Source organism: Bacillus sp. ABA4_010, assembly GCF_056159105.1.
The window spans coordinates 1,706,423-1,721,840 of sequence record NZ_JBSWUN010000003.1 but is presented as its reverse complement, the minus strand read 5'-3'; the positions used below and the strand labels follow the sequence as shown (position 1 = coordinate 1,721,840).

Here is a 15,418-nt window from a genome sequence, read left to right as displayed (position 1 = left end):
TTACCTAAAAAAGGGCTTATTTATGGACCGACCAAAAAAGAGACGGTTTGAACAGGAAGATTCCCATGTTCAAACCGTCTCTTTTTGTTATATCAGCCCGTATTGCGAAGCCCTGCCGCAATGCCGTTAATCGTTAGAAGTACTTCTCTTAATAAGCTGACGGCTGCTTCATCGTGCTCAGCTTTGCCGCGCAGCTCAGAAATCAGCTGAACTTGAAGGAAGTTCAATGGATCCACATACGGGTTGCGAAGTTTAACCGACTCTTTAATATTCGGAATATGGTCGAGTAAATCCGCTTGTTCCGTAATATTCAATACCATTTCTTTCGTTTGTTCGTATTCATTCATGATCGTGTCAAAAATGCGTTTTTCAACTGCATCATCTTCTACCATCGCCGCATATTCCTTCGCCGTTGTCACATCTGCCTTTGTAAGAGCCATTTGCAGATTGTCAATCGTCGAGCGGAAAAACGGCCAATTACGGTACATCTGTTGCAACAGCTTCAAGCCGCCTTTTTTCTCCGCAACTTGCTTCAAACCAGTTCCAGCCGCAAACCATGCCGGAAGAAGCTGACGACTTTGCGTCCAAGCAAATACCCACGGAATCGCACGTAAATCTTCAAAACGCCCGCTTCCTTTTCGGCTCATGGGTCTTGAACCGATATTTAGCGCGCCAAGCTCTAAAAGCGGTGTCGCTTGTTTAAAATACGTTAAGAAGTCTGGGTCTTTAAACACGAGCGACTGGTATTTTTGCAGAGCAGCAGCAGAAATCTCATCCATTGCCTGCTCCCAGTCTGCAGAACGTGAATCATTTTGCTCCGCTTCCTTTGATACGTGAGCAATCGCCGTGAGAAGGGTCGATGTCGCCTGCTCTAAACTGCGGTATGCGATATCTGGAAGCAAATAACGGGACGAAAGCACTTCCCCTTGCTCCGTAATTTTGACGCCGTCCCCTAATGTTTCAGATGGCTGTGATAATAAGCTTCGCGTTAACGGTCCGCCTCCTCGTCCGAGCGACCCACCTCGTCCGTGGAAAAACTTCAAGCGAACATCATACGTTTTCGCCATATCGTGAATTTCCTGCTGAGCTTTATACAGCTTCCAATTCGCCGTGAGCGTTCCGCCGTCTTTGCTGCTGTCGGAATAGCCAAGCATAATTTCCTGCAAATCGCCACGCACTGCTAAATGTTTGCGGTACAAGTCCATTTGGAATAATTGCTCCATCATTTTTGGACCGAACGTTAAATCGTCAATCGTTTCAAGAAGCGGCGCCACATGAAGCTTACTTGTTACTGTTCCGTCTTCATATACTCGATATAGCCCAACTTCTTTCGCTAATACGAGTACTTCGAGAAGATCACTTGCCGCTTGTGTCATACTAATTAAATATACTTCAATAGCGCGCTCGCCAAATTCTGCATGCGCTCGTCGAATCATTCGGAATACTTCAATGATTTCCTGTGTTTCCGGCGAGAACACATCGAAAATCGAGATAAGTGGTCTGCGATCTTGAAGAACCTTTGTCAGCACTTCCACTTTTTCTTCTTCTGTCAATGCTTTATAATCAGCCGCAATGTTCACATTGCGGAAAATTTCAGCAATCGCCGCTTCATGCTCCCCGCTATGGTTACGAATATCAAGAGACGCTAAATGGAAACCGAACAGCTCCACTTGACGAATGACTTTTTGCAGAAGCTTTAACGTATATCCGTTCGGATGATGTGTTTCCATGCTCGTCCGAATCATGTGCAAATCAGCAAGAAGCTCTTCTGCCGACTGATAGCCACCTTCCTCTTTGCCAACACGTTCTAACTTTTCCAGCATAATCGTCACTTTGCAGCGATACACTTCATCTTCGTTTCGCCATTTTTCTTTTCCTTCAAGCAGTCCTTTTTCTTGCTCGATGGATGCCAGCAATTCATCACTTACTTTTACACGTGATGTCGATTGGCTCAAGCGTGTTTGTAGCTCTTGAAGCCCTTCTTTATATTTGCTTAATGCTAAATGACGATGTTTGCGCAATGTTTTCCAAGTCGTTTCAGCCGTCACGTTCGGATTGCCGTCGCGGTCGCCTCCAATCCATGAGCCGAATCGTAAAAACGTCGGAACATGCCACTTTTCATTGTATTGTTCAAACAACAACTGCTCTAAGTCTTGATGAATTTGCGGAAGTACGTCGAATAACGTTTCATCAAAATAGTATAAGCCGTTGGCTACTTCATTCATCACTGTCAGTTTCTTATCTCGCAGTTCATCCGTTTGCCATAAAGCGGTAATTTCGTTGAATAAGCTTTCTTCAAGCGCTTGCTTTTCCCGTTTCGAACAAGGCTGGTCAAGCTGAAGTAAAAGCCTCGCAATACGCTGATGGATTTGCAGTACCGTTCTTCTTGTCGCTTCTGTCGGATGCGCTGTGATAATTAATTCAAGAGACAATTTCTCCAGCACATCTGTGACGACATCTGGAGTAATGTTGTTTTCCGCTAACGAAACAACCCCTGCTTCAAGTGAGCCTGGCTGAACAGCCTCTTCCTCCAAATACTGATATTCACGACGACGACGGATACGGTGATTTTGCTCCGCTACGTTCACAAGCTGAAGATAAATGGAAAAGAAGCGAATCACTTGTTGCCTTACCGGCGGTTCAAGCTGGTTCATCTCTTCTTTTAGTTGCTCATAAGTGGACGCATCCTTTTCGTCACGCAATGATTTAGTCATCGTCCGAATTTTTTCGATTTTGTTGATTAATGCTTCTCCACCTTCATGAAGGAGAACTTGATCAAGTAATTGTCCAAGAAATGCGGCATCTTGCGCTAATGGGTTCGTGTATGTTTCGTGCTTTTCTGATAATTTTACTGTCATAAATTCCCCTGCCCTTTCAATATCATGCTTTAGCCGTATCTTCTATATTGTAATCGATAGAAGATATCGTCATTCATCAAAGGGACATCAAACGTCCCGACAGGACTGATTTTGTCCCTATTAAGGAAAAGCCCTCGCTTTCCTTTCATTTTTCTCTATTCTACCAGTATTGAACTTTTTTCACAATAAATTATTTTATTTTTTAGAATTTTAATATTATTACCCACATATTTCCTGCCCTAAAATTCGAACTGCGTTTCCTTCCAGCGCGCTTATGGTATAATATAGCGGAGATTACGCCCGTCGTTTCGGGACAACTGAATTTGAGAGGAGTATATAAACATGACCAACAACGCTTTGTTTACCGGCTATGTCGGTACATACACAAAAGGCGATAGCCAAGGCATCTACACCTTCACTCTTCATACAGAAGAAGGAAGCATTACAAATGTGAAGGAAGCAGCCAAACTTGAAAACCCTACATATGTTACGATTAGTCAAGACAATCAATATCTTTATTCCGTCATTAAAAAGGGCGAAAAAGGCGGAGTAGCCGCTTATGCTATCCACCCTGACACGAAAGAGCTGACAGCATTAAATGAACAGCTGTCAGAAGGCGCGTCTCCATGTCATGTGAGTGTAGATAGCGAAAACCGCGTTGTCGTGACCGCGAACTACCATAAAGGAACCATTGAAGCATATGTCGTCAACGAACAAGACGGCAGCGTCCAGCCTGCTTCTTCTATTATGCAGCACGAAGGCACTGGCCCAAATGAAGAACGACAAGAAAAGCCACATGCCCATTATGCAGGATTCACACCTGATGAAAAATATGTAGTTGCCGTCGATTTAGGGACAGATGAACTCATTACATACAAAGTAGACGGAGGCACGCTGACGAAAGCCCATACGTTATCCATGAAGCCTGGAAGCGGTCCGCGTCACTTAGCTTTTCATCCGAACGGAAAATATGCCTACATTATGACAGAGCTCAGCTCAGAAGTTGTGGCGCTTACGTATCATCCAGAAGATGGGCGTTTTACTGAGCTTCAATCTATTTCAACAATCCCAGCAGACTTCACGGAAAACAATCAAGGAAGCGCCATCCACCTCTCGTCTGACGGACGCTTCGTGTATGCTGGCAACCGCGGACACGACAGCATCGCTGTATTCCGTGTCGATGAACAGACAGGAACGCTTGAATTTATTGAGCATACATCCACAGAAGGAAACTGGCCACGCGACTTCGTGCTTGATCCGACTGAAAAATTCTTAATTGCTTCCAATCAGGAGTCTCATAATCTTGTATTATTTTCACGAGATGCCGCTTCTGGAACGTTAACTCTTGTACAATCCGATGTAACTGTTCCATATCCAGTGTGCATTAAGTTTTTAAACGCATAATAACGAAAGAGGAGGTGTCTAAAAAGAGACAACCCACCTCTTTTCAGACACCCCCTGCAAAATGGACCGTTACAAAAACCTAGGAGTATTACGGGTTTTGATAAACGGTCCATTTTGCATAAAAAGAAAAACGATCGTTTCCTCGAAAATTTTAAGACTTATTGGACAGCCCTTTTCTTCATATGAGAGACGCTTCATCATTCGGTATGCAGGTTGCTTCCATCAGTACGTAAATTTCACCTAGGGGGGATGGCGTTCACGTTGATTGCAGCCATTCATAGCCATTGATTAAACACTCTCGTCTCCTCTATTATTTTTCACCTAAATATTCATTTAATTTCGCCATTTTCGCTTCGACCGTTTCTTTTGTAATGACCTCTGCTCCTGAATCAATACGTTTTTCTACTGCCTCGCCTTTCGCATGCTTATACGCACTCTCTACACTTAAGTAACCAATCATATAAGGGTCTTGGGCAATTGTAGCTGTTAAACCATCATTTTTAATCGATTCTAACCCTTCAGGCGTTCCGTCAAAACCGATAACAAAAATCCCTTTGTTTTTATCCTGAACGGTACGCAAAGCACCTAGAGCCATCTCTTCACTCGTTGCGTAGACAGCTGTCACATTTGGATTTGCTGTCAAAATATTTTCCATGACATTCGCCGCTTTCGCACGATCTGAGTCAGCAGGCTGAACCACTACTTCAATCCCTTGCTCTTTCAACACTTCTTCTGCTCCTTTTGTCCGATCATCATGCGTGTTATCACCTTTTGCTCCTCGAATAATTGCAACGGTGTCACCCTTTTTCACTTGCTTTGCGATAAACTCTCCGCCTAAACGGCCTGCTTCATAGTTACCCGTTCCGATAAATGACACCTTTTCTTCAAAGTCAGCATCAGTATCGAGCAATAAAACAGGGATGCCAGAAGCTTGTGCTTGTTCAAAAACAGGCTGTGCAGAAGCAGGCTGACTCGGAGCAGCAAGAAGCGCATCCACACCTTGAGTTAATTGGTCTTCCATCATCGATACTTGTTCCATAAACTGTGTTTCAGCCGGTGGCCCAAGAACATTTACCTTCACGCCATATTCTTCCCCAGCCGCTTTCGCACCCGCTTCGACAAATTTCCAGTAATCACTGTTTAGCGCTTTCAAAATCACACCTACTTCTAGATCTCCGCCATCAGAATTAGCATTGCCGCCTTCCGAACCGGTTTCCGTGCTTCCACATCCAACTAATGCCATGAAACTAAGAAGTAAAACGAACGAAATACTCCATATTTTTTTCATCTCAAAACCCTTCCTCATATCATTTACGATTCTTAATAGTTCAGCAATAAGGTAACCGGTTAATCTAATTCATTTCGTTAGACTATAAGTTTTACTAGAAAATATTAAAAGTGTTAGCTTAAAAATCATGAAAATTGCCTTAAATAGTATGAAAACACCACCTAACATATGTAATCTGAATGATAGAAAAAAGGAAACCGGTTACTTTCTTAAAAAGAGTGTATATTATTTTTAAAGCGTTTTCAATAATAAATTCAGAAAATATTTTAATTTCTAACATTTACTTCATTTTTTTCTAAAAGACTTTCATCTATTAGCATGAATATTTCTTCTATCATCCCACAACAAACAAAAAGAAGATGACTTTTATCAAGCGTAAAGCCCGGTCAGTCATCTTCTTTTTGTTTAGTTTTTTCCGTCTTCTATCCTCATTGTCGATTGACGAATCACAAGGTCTGGCAGCAGTACAACTCGGTGTGTGGTTTTGCTCTTCCCTTCGATCTTTTGGGTGAGTAGATTCACAACGTGATGACCAATATCTTTCAGCGGTTGCTGTACGGTCGTTAAAGAAGGGTCGACTACTTTAGATAGCTCCGTATTATCAAATCCAACGATCGATAAATCATTTGGAATCGTTAAATCTCGGTCGCGCGCAGCTTGCATTACACCGATCGCTAATAAATCATTACAGCCAAAAATAGCGCTAGGACGCCGCTCTAAATCAAGCAAAGCCCCAGCTTGTAATCTCGCACACGCCCTTGTTGACTCACTGCATACTTTGATTAACGCTTCATCCACTTCTACTTCTGCATCGATGAAGGCTTGTTTATACCCTCTAATCCGTTCTTGACTGCTTATATCGCCCTCCGCAATTACACCAATGCGTCGATGACCTAGTGAAAGCAAATATTCCGTCACTTGATAACCACCTAAATAGTCATCGACCGTCACCGTATCAATGGGCATTGCAGGTAAATCTTGAGCAATGAGGGCGAGCGGAAACTGCTCTTTAATTAAACCTTTTAACAGTTTAATATTTTTAAACCTAGCCGCGACGATGATTCCATCCACTTGTTTTTGTTTTAAAAGCGAAATGTATTTCAGTTCCTTATCTGGGTTGAAGTCTGTATTACACATGATGACGGTAAATCCAAGTTCTTGCCCTCTTTCTTCTATGTATTTCGCATACTCGGCAAAAATGGGATTTGCAAAATCCGGAATAAGCAGCCCGATTGTATGTGTATGTTTGCTTTTTAATGCCGAAGCAATCATACTTGGCTGATAGTGTAATTCATCCATTATTTGTTGAACTTTTCGCTTCGTTTTCTCACTAATTGAGCCTGTATTGTTAATGACTTTTGAAACAGTAGCCGTTGAAACACCAGCCTTTTTCGCGACGTCATAAATGGTGATTTTCATTTTTTAACCTACTCTCAACATGTATTGGTTGTTTGCATGAAAGAATTAAGGTAACCGATTACTTTTGTTTTTATTATATTGAGATTTAGTATGAAAATAAAGTCTTTTCTGTAAATTGAACGTGAGAAATCAACGATCGCTTTTCCGTTTCTTTCGCCATTTTTCTCATACAAAAGGAAAAGACTGTAGATAAACTCGATGGCGCCAAGTTTGTCTACAGTCTAACAATCAGCGGGTTATTAGATCCAAGAGAAGCCTCCGCGGCGGTCTCTCCGATGACAACGGTGCTTTTTTCTATCGTCCTCATCCACAATAATCACTTCATCAGCGCGAATAATGACTTGATCCACATCCAGCACTCGTCTTCTCCGGTGATTGTCACCAATTCCTGCTACATCATCATTATCCCAGTAGCGGTGACATCTTTTATCATCTTCTTCAAACACAATTACTTCATCAGCACGAACAAGAAGTCGGTCAAGATCGTCACGGCGGCGGTCACTGATACCTGCCACATCATTATCACGACGTCTTCTATCAGACATGTACTCTCCCCCCTTTCCTCTATTTACTATATGCTATGCCGATAGAGAGGAAATGAATAGACGAGAGTACAGGGTATTTGTCCATTTTTCATTATTGTACCGATTTTTTATTACAGGCTGTTGACGATGCGTTCCGCCGCCTGGCGCGCCCCAGAAATGTTACGGGCGATTGGTCCGACTTCAAGCTCCGCTAATGCACCTGTAGTGTAGAGATTAGGTCCCCACTGCAAAGATTCTGACACAATCGGATAACCGCATTCAGCACAACGCAACGAATGTTTATGTATCATCGGCGTGAGCCATTCTGCTCCTGGAAGTGACGGTTTAAAGCCTGTCGCTAATAAAAGCGTCCCAGTTTCCTGAATCAGCTCATTGTGGTGATCGTACAATCGAATCGTTCCATCTACGCACAACGCCTGTTCAATGCATCCATCTTCTACATGCAATACTCCTTGCTGAAGACGACGAAGCACTTTCAAATGCAAATCCCGAGGAATGGAACCTTTATGACGGGCCTCTTTAATTTGCGCACGCCGCGTTTCATAGCTTTTTAGCTTGCGGAACGTGGTTTGATTTTTCGGTCCAAGCCAAGCCGGATCACTGTCGAAATCATAAACACGAAACGGATGGCGCTTCAATAATGTTACTTCGCCCGGAAACAGCGTGCTCAGTTTTAAGGCGAGATGAATAGACGTAATGCCGCCACCGACAATTGTCAAAGGACGAGGCAACGTATGAAAATCAGGCTGCTCTTCCTCAAACACATGATAGACAGCTGCTTCTCCGCCTGCTTTCAGCTCTTGCGCCCAGTTCGGCCAAAACGGCTGCTCTCCGATACCAATCGCCAATACTAGGTTTTGCCCCATCACTTCTCTTCCATCTTCCAATTGTACAGTCCATCCCTCTTCCATCCGGTCCGCACCGGTCACTCTTCCTTGAATCCACGCCTTTTTTAAAGATAAATCCGCAGCGATATGGTCACAATGCTCATTGAATGCTTGGAGGGACGGGCGTTTGTACTGTCCGTAAAAGGCCGTTTTTCCATCATATGAACGCTCCTTTACAAACCCTTGCAAGCCAAATGGATCCACATCAAGATGATGAACGGACGGAGACCGCAAATAAGGCATGGAAATAGTGCTTGTGCAGCGTTTCCAGTTTGCGAGCGGTTCCGTATGCCGGTCGATAATGGCCAGTTTCTCAATGGTCGTTTTCTTTTTCTTCAATAAAAATGTTGCCATGGTCGTTCCTTGAATGCCTCCCCCGACAATAATCCATTCATACATCATACGTAACATCCTCCTTGTTGAACATAATGATAATTATCCAGCCGAAATGCTAGCATCCGGCTCTTTCGTTTCTCCATAAGGGAACAGTTTTCTACTTAATGCTGGGACATACATCGTCAAAAAGAACGAACGCCCAAAGCTGAACACAATAAAGGCTAGCCATAAACCGTGATTACCTAAAAGTGGTACAACTGTAAACTGCATCACGACATAGGCGATTAACGCTAATAACATGGAATTGCGGACAGGTGCAGCTTCTGTTGCCCCTGTAAATGCCCCGTACAAAATAAGGCCGAAGCTCGCGGTAAACGGAAACAGCAAGAGCCATGTTCCGTATGAATGAGCCAAGTCGATGACAGCCGGTATCGTTGTAAACAACCTAATCATCTTTTCTCCGAACAAATAGTACATGCCGGAAACGAACAACGAACCAAGAAATGCCCACTGACATGATAGTTTGAGTGTTTTTTTATATAAGGACGCATCCTTCGCTCCAATTGCTTTTCCTGTTAAAATGCTCGTAGCATTGGCAAATCCGTCAAACAAATACGCCATAATGTAATGAATTTGAATAAGCACCGCATTCGCTGCCAGCATTTCCGTCCCAAAGGAAGCCCCTTTTGCCGTAAATAAGTTGAACACGGTTAATAAACAAACTGTGCGGATGAATAAATCACGGTTCACGTTCATCATCTTTTTCAACGAAGCAACATCCAAAATTTCTTTCATTGGCGGAAGTGTCACCCGGACAGGCGATGCCTTCCAAATAATAATGACACCAATGACAAAGGCGGTTACTTCTGATAAAAGAGTCGCCATTGCTACTCCAGATACCGCCATAGAAAAGACGTGAACAAACAACAAATCAAGCACGATGTTCATGACATTCATGAACACTTGCAGCATGAGCGAAATTTTAATCATGGACATGCCCATTAACCAGCCGAGAATGACATAATTCAGCAATGTAAACGGAACACCCCATATTCGAATGCCAAAATAATCCGAGACAAATGCCTGAACATCCGATGCCGGATTAATTAAAGCTAACGCAGCATGCTCAATCGGCGCTTGAAGAAGAATAAACATGAATCCAACTGCAATCGCCAGAAAAAATGGCCTCGCTAGCACGAGCACACCTTGACGAGAATCATTCGCTCCTTGTGCTTGAGCAGCAAAACCAGATGTGCTGACACGTAAAAAGCCAAACAGCCAATACATCGTATTAAAAATCATCGTCCCAACCGCGACTGCTCCAATGTAAGCAGGGTCAGGCAGCTGACCGACAACGGCCGTATCAACCGCTCCAAGAAGCGGTGTCGTTATCGTCGAAATAATAAGAGGAATGGCTAAAGCAAGATAAGCTCGATGGTTCAATCATTTCCCCTCCTTACGACTCAAAAACTTCGATCAATTCTTTCGTATACGGATGGCGATTGTCTGAAAACAAGTCTTGCTTCAAACATTCGTCAATCATCCGGCCTTGCTGCATAACCATAATCCGGTCACTCATAAAGTTGACAGCTGCAAGGTCATGCGAAATAAACAAATAAGAAAGACCGAGCTCTTCTTGCAAATCTTTTAATAAGTTCAAAATTTTCGCCTGAATGGACACATCCAGACTGGCTGTCGGCTCATCTAAAATGATAAGAGATGGCTCCGTGCTGATCGCTCTGGCAATGCTGACCCGCTGTTTTTGTCCGCCGCTTAAATGATGTGGATAAACCTCCAGAAGATGCGGCTCAAGACCCACCATCTCCAATAGTTTTTCCGCCGCTTTTCGCCGGTCATGGCGCACCTCTTTCAAAAAAGAAGGGACCGCCGATTTTTGCACATCGAGCGGCTCCATTAAAGAATCGATCATTTTCAAGCGTGGATTTAAGGAAGCGGCTGGATTTTGAAAAACGACTTGCATGTTCTTTCTCTCGCTTTTCGAGCGTTGCTGAAGCACATTTCCGTTCAGGCGAATTTCTCCTTCATCAATCGTTTCCAGCATAAGCAAACATCTCGCTAACGTACTTTTGCCGCTGCCGCTCTCTCCGACCAACCCTACACACTCTCCTTGTTGAATGGAAAGTGATACTTCATCCACCGCTTTATGGCCGCATGAATATTGTTTTGTTACATTAACAGCTTGTAAAATCGGTTGCTTCAACATAGACGCTTTCTCCTTTCTTACTCAAGTGTGGCTTCTCATTCGTAGACCGACAGCAACCGTGACGGTGTTTCTCTTAAAGGAGGAACGGCGGCAAATAACTGCTTTGTATACGAATGATTCGGGTGTGCAAAAACCGCATCCTTTTCACCCGCTTCTACAATTTCACCTTTCCTCATCACCGCAAGCTTATTTGCATATTTCCGAACATGCCGCAAATCGTGAGTAATGAATAAAACTGCACAATCTGTTTCTTCTTTCACATTGTGAATGAGCTTTAGCACACTGGCAGCCGTCATGCTGTCAAGAGCGGTCGTTGGCTCATCGGCAATGAGCAATTTTGGTTTCAGCATCATCGCCATCGCAATGGCTGCGCGTTGCAGCTGTCCTCCGCTCAACTGAAACGGATAGCTCGCGTACACCCGTTCTTCAGGAAGGCGTACATTTTTTAAAGCGTGAAGTGCACATTCTTTCCGCTCGCTTTTAGACATATCCGTATGTGTGCGAAGCATTTCATCAAACTGCTTGCCAACTCGGATAAACGGGGTAAACGCCCCTTGATAATCTTGAAACACATAAGCAATGTCTTTTCCGCGAAGTGGTTGAAGTTCTTTTTCTTTCAATGTGCGCACATTGATTCCATCTAATAATATCTCACCCGCTGAAACAGATAAGCCTGTTTGCAGCAATCCACCGATAGCCGAAGCAGTCACGCTTTTACCGCTCCCGCTTTCGCCGACCAATGCAAGCCATTCGCCTTTGCCAATCGTAAAACTAATATTATCGACAATCGTCCCGCCTCTATGCTGAACCGTCAAGCCGGAAACATTTAAAATGGTCATGCTGCGTCCTCCTTCTCCTGTTTCACATCAAAACGGTCGCGTAAAAAATCACCTAATAAATTAGATAAAAGCACGACAAACATAATCGCCAGTCCCGGTATAATCATTAAATGCGGCGCATGATAGAAGTAAGCTCTTCCTTCGTTCAGCATTGCTCCCCATTCTGGAGTCGGCGGCTGGGCGCCCAGTCCTATGTAAGAAAGGGATGCAATCATTATAATAACCTTTCCAATATCCATTGCCGCCAGCACCATCACATTTCCCGCTACGTGTGGAAGCATATGTTTGCGCAAAATGGCAAACGAACTAAGACCGTTTAATTTAGCTAAAATGATATACTCTTTTTGTTTTTCCGCTAAAACAGTACTTCGAGCTAGTCGCGCGTACCCAACCCATTTCACAACAACAATCGCAAACACGAGGTTTACGATGCCAGGTCCGAGTAAGCCGCTCAAAATAATAGCCGCAATATAGTCAGGAAACGTTAAAAACGCATCCGCTATCCTCATGAATAACCGGTCTACTCTGCCCCCAATATAACCGGACAAAAGACCGACGGGTACACCGATGCATAATGAGACGGCCAGCACAAGCAAGCTTGTGCCGACCGTTGTTTGTGCCCCCATTAAAATACGAGAAAACATGTCTCTTCCTAAATGATCCGTTCCTAATAAGTGATGAAAGCTTGCTGGTTCGAGCCGTTCACTCATGTTCACATGTTCATGATCAAACGGTACGATGAACTGCGCAAACAACATTATCATTACGACGAGAGTCATTAAGATGATAAGATAGCCGGATGGACGGAATCTCAAGCCCCATTTTTTCATCATCGGCGCTCTACCTCCTTCAACCGAATCTCTGGATTTAAATAGCGGTACGAAACATCGACCGCTGTATTAATGACAACCATCGCAACACCCATGAGTAAAATGTAGCCTTGTATAATAGGATAATCTCTTCGCACGATGGCTTCCACGACAAGCTTGCCGACGCCTGGATAGGCGAATAACACTTCAATGATGACCGTTCCACCAAGCAAGGACCCTAGACTGACACCTAAAATGGTAATAACAGGACTAAGGGCGTGACGAAAGGCATGTAAGAAAAAAATTCTTTTCGTGCTCAGTCCCCTTGCTTTCGCTGAACGGATAAAATCCTGCCCTAAGCTTTCTAGCAAGCTCGAGCGCAACAGTCTAATATATAACGCTGACATCGCCAGCCCCAATGTTAAAGATGGAAGAATTAAATGCAAAATGGTTCCCTTTCCCATTGACGGCAATAAGCCAAGCTTCACCGAAAATAACTGGATGAAAAGTAGCCCAAGCCAAAAGCTTGGAATGGCAGCGCCGGCTACGGAAAAGAGCCGGCTTAGCCGGTCCACCCATCGACCTTTATATAAAGCAGAGAGTGTTCCAAGTGGAACAGCAATGATTGTCATAATAAAAAGGGATGCCGCCGTCAACGCAAGCGTCGCCGGCACCCTCTCCATCAACTCTTCAAGCACGGGTTGATTGGTCATATAGGAATTGCCTAGGTCAAACTGAAAGAAGCGCTGAAGCCAGTTCCAATATTGAACATAAACTGGCTGGTCAAATCCAAGCTCTTGTCTCAATTCGTCGATTTGCTCCTGTGAAATCGCTACGTCATCGATTTTTAAAATATAGCGAACCGGGTCACCCGGCGCTGCCTTCATAAACACGAAACTAATAAATGAAAGCAGCAGCAAAAACAGAGCAAGTTCAATAAATCTTTTACCTAATTGCTTCATTTTGTCTTCACATCAAGGTCTTTCGTCAGCATATAAAACTCACTTTTACTTGTTACCCACCCTTGTACATCTGCTTTATAGGCAACGAAATTGTTCGGGTGGACAATGAACGAATGAAGAATTTCATCTTCAATGATGCTTGTTGCGCTTTTCGCTAATTCTGTACGTTTTTCTTCATCGATGGTGCGGTTTAATTCCTCCACCATGGTATTCATCGGCTCATTGTTAATATGGCCATAGTTCATAGCCCCATCTGGCATATACACGGCGTTTAAGAAATAGCTAGCATCTCCTCGAGGTGCCGTTAGTAAGCTGTATGTTGCTAAATCCCACTGTTGATCGCCCACTAAATATTCATCGATGTTCTCTACTTGCTGAATGTCAATCGTAATGCCAAGTTCTTTCGCCTTCGATTGTAAAAGTTGCGCCATTAACGGCAGTTCTGGACGATGAGCGTAAGTCAAAATGGTAAGAGAAAGAGCTTTTCCATCTTTCACGGCTTGACCGTCTTTCATTTCATATCCAGCTTCCGCTAAATATTTTTTAGCCACATCAATGCCATATGCTTTTTCTTCATAAGAAGGAGAAAATGAAAAGTCTGGTAAAAATGGGCCAGCGGCTGGAGCGGCTTGCCCAGCCATGATGCTGTCTGCCACTTCTTGGCGGTCCATTAGGACATCAAATACTTTTCTTACATTTGGGTCGCTTAATGCCTCTGTTTTCGTATTATACATAATGAAATGTGTCCGCAAGCTTGAAACAACATCCGTTTTCAATGATGAGTCTGCTTGTAAGCTTTCAAGACTTTCAACAGCTGGGCGATAAACAATATCCGCGTCCCCTGATTGCAACGCTAACGTTCGTGCATTAGCATCCTCGTTAAACGTAAACGTCGCACCGTCAAGATTCGCTTTTCCATCCCAATAGTCTTCATAGCGTTCTAATTCAAGCTGACTGTTCGCTTCAAATGAAACAGCTGTAAATGGTTCTGTTCCAACGGGCTTTTCTTCCACATTTTCTTCCGTTACATCAATAATGGCTGTATTCGGATGAACAAGCTCCGATGGGAAGTGTGGCATTGGCTCTTCTAACGTAATCGTCACCGTTTGTCCGTTTGCTTCTACCGCTTGAATTTTCAATGCGCTTTTCATCGATTCACTCACATCGATGTTTCGTTCAAGCGATACTTTTACCGCTTCTCCATCTACTTTCTTTCCGTTTTGGAATGTCACGTCATCTTGAATCGTGAACGTCCATACTTGCCCGCTCTCATCACTGCTCCACTCTTTCGCAAGCCACGGTTCAAGCTTCAGTTCTTCATTAATTTTAATTAACGTTTCCGCCACACCCGCTCGTACCGGCGTCCAGTTTAAATGCGGATCCAATGTTTCACTCGGAAAATTGGAGAGAAACGTTACTTCCTTTTTTTCTTGTTGATCCGTTGACGTTGAATCTTGTGAAGACGTGCATGCAGCGAGAAGCAATGCCATCGAACTTGCCATGACGCCCATTTTTAATTTACTCCCTAACATCTTTGTTCCTCCTAATTTGAAATGATTACGATTTATAATGTGTAAAAATTACTTCTCCCTTGCGTATGTATCATAAAGCAACAGTTTTTGTTAAATCAGAATGTTTCCGATTAATGCATTAAAAAAATACTCTTTATCACAAAAAGTGATAAAGAAATGGCTTTGGCAAAACAGAAAAGAAATCGTTATGATTCTTACTGAAACTTTTTCTATCTACTAAAAAATCGTAACAATTACGATTAACAAAATGTAGAATACCACCTTATCCTATCAGCGTCAATCATTATTTTACGCTTTTAAAAAAATAAATGAGCT

The 15,418-nt window shown here is 43.3% G+C and carries 12 protein-coding genes; 1 reads left to right on the top strand and 11 read right to left on the bottom strand.

The genetic code is table 11. From position 1 onward, the window contains the following. Positions 1 to 92: 92 nt before the first annotated feature. Positions 93 to 2,858 carry a phosphoenolpyruvate carboxylase gene (ppc, locus tag ACXAEO_RS09740; protein ID WP_474880304.1) on the bottom strand — a complete coding sequence of 922 codons (2,766 nt, stop codon included), beginning with the start codon at positions 2,856 to 2,858 and terminating at the stop codon, positions 93 to 95. Positions 2,859 to 3,200: 342 nt separating this feature from the next. Here ppc and ACXAEO_RS09735 point away from each other — a divergent pair, with 342 nt between their 5' ends. After that, complete coding sequence (locus ACXAEO_RS09735) at positions 3,201 to 4,262, top strand: lactonase family protein (protein WP_474880301.1); 1,062 nt, start codon at positions 3,201 to 3,203, stop codon at positions 4,260 to 4,262. Positions 4,263 to 4,572: 310 nt separating this feature from the next. Here ACXAEO_RS09735 and ACXAEO_RS09730 read toward each other — a convergent pair whose 3' ends face one another. The 10 genes from ACXAEO_RS09730 to nikA form a co-directional block, all read right to left on the bottom strand. Beyond that, entirely contained in the window at positions 4,573 to 5,550 is a 978-nt protein-coding gene (locus ACXAEO_RS09730; RefSeq protein WP_474880300.1) for a sugar ABC transporter substrate-binding protein, read from the bottom strand. Positions 5,551 to 5,955: 405 nt separating this feature from the next. Further along, positions 5,956 to 6,969 (bottom strand): LacI family DNA-binding transcriptional regulator, encoded by a 1,014-nt coding sequence (locus tag ACXAEO_RS09725; protein WP_474880298.1) that lies wholly within the window; start codon positions 6,967 to 6,969, stop codon positions 5,956 to 5,958. A gap of 239 nt (positions 6,970 to 7,208) precedes the next feature. Then, the gene (locus tag ACXAEO_RS09720; RefSeq protein ID WP_474880296.1) at positions 7,209 to 7,514 is read right to left on the bottom strand and encodes a hypothetical protein; all 306 of its coding nucleotides are present in this window, start codon (positions 7,512 to 7,514) and stop codon (positions 7,209 to 7,211) included. Positions 7,515 to 7,624: 110 nt separating this feature from the next. Then, positions 7,625 to 8,803: an FAD/NAD(P)-binding protein gene (locus ACXAEO_RS09715; RefSeq protein ID WP_474880294.1), complete on the bottom strand. Its 1,179-nt coding sequence runs from the start codon at positions 8,801 to 8,803 to the stop codon at positions 7,625 to 7,627. A 33-nt stretch (positions 8,804 to 8,836) separates the two neighbouring features. Continuing rightward, on the bottom strand, positions 8,837 to 10,180 hold the full coding sequence (locus ACXAEO_RS09710) for an MATE family efflux transporter (protein WP_474880291.1): 1,344 nt from the start codon (positions 10,178 to 10,180) through the stop codon (positions 8,837 to 8,839). 13 nt (positions 10,181 to 10,193) lie between these two features. Further along, entirely contained in the window at positions 10,194 to 10,961 is a 768-nt protein-coding gene (locus ACXAEO_RS09705) for an ABC transporter ATP-binding protein (RefSeq protein WP_474880288.1), read from the bottom strand. A 35-nt stretch (positions 10,962 to 10,996) separates the two neighbouring features. Next, entirely contained in the window at positions 10,997 to 11,800 is an 804-nt protein-coding gene (locus tag ACXAEO_RS09700) for an ABC transporter ATP-binding protein (protein ID WP_474880285.1), read from the bottom strand. Then, entirely contained in the window at positions 11,797 to 12,630 is an 834-nt protein-coding gene (nikC, locus tag ACXAEO_RS09695) for a nickel transporter permease (protein WP_474884071.1), read from the bottom strand. The genes ACXAEO_RS09700 and nikC overlap by 4 nt, the downstream gene beginning before the upstream one ends. Further along, on the bottom strand, positions 12,630 to 13,571 hold the full coding sequence (gene nikB, locus ACXAEO_RS09690; RefSeq protein ID WP_474880282.1) for a nickel ABC transporter permease: 942 nt from the start codon (positions 13,569 to 13,571) through the stop codon (positions 12,630 to 12,632). The genes nikC and nikB overlap by 1 nt, the downstream gene beginning before the upstream one ends. Beyond that, positions 13,568 to 15,103, bottom strand: a complete 1,536-nt coding sequence (nikA, locus tag ACXAEO_RS09685; RefSeq protein WP_474880280.1) for a nickel ABC transporter substrate-binding protein — start codon at positions 15,101 to 15,103, stop codon at positions 13,568 to 13,570. The genes nikB and nikA overlap by 4 nt, the downstream gene beginning before the upstream one ends. Positions 15,104 to 15,418 lie beyond the last annotated feature (315 nt).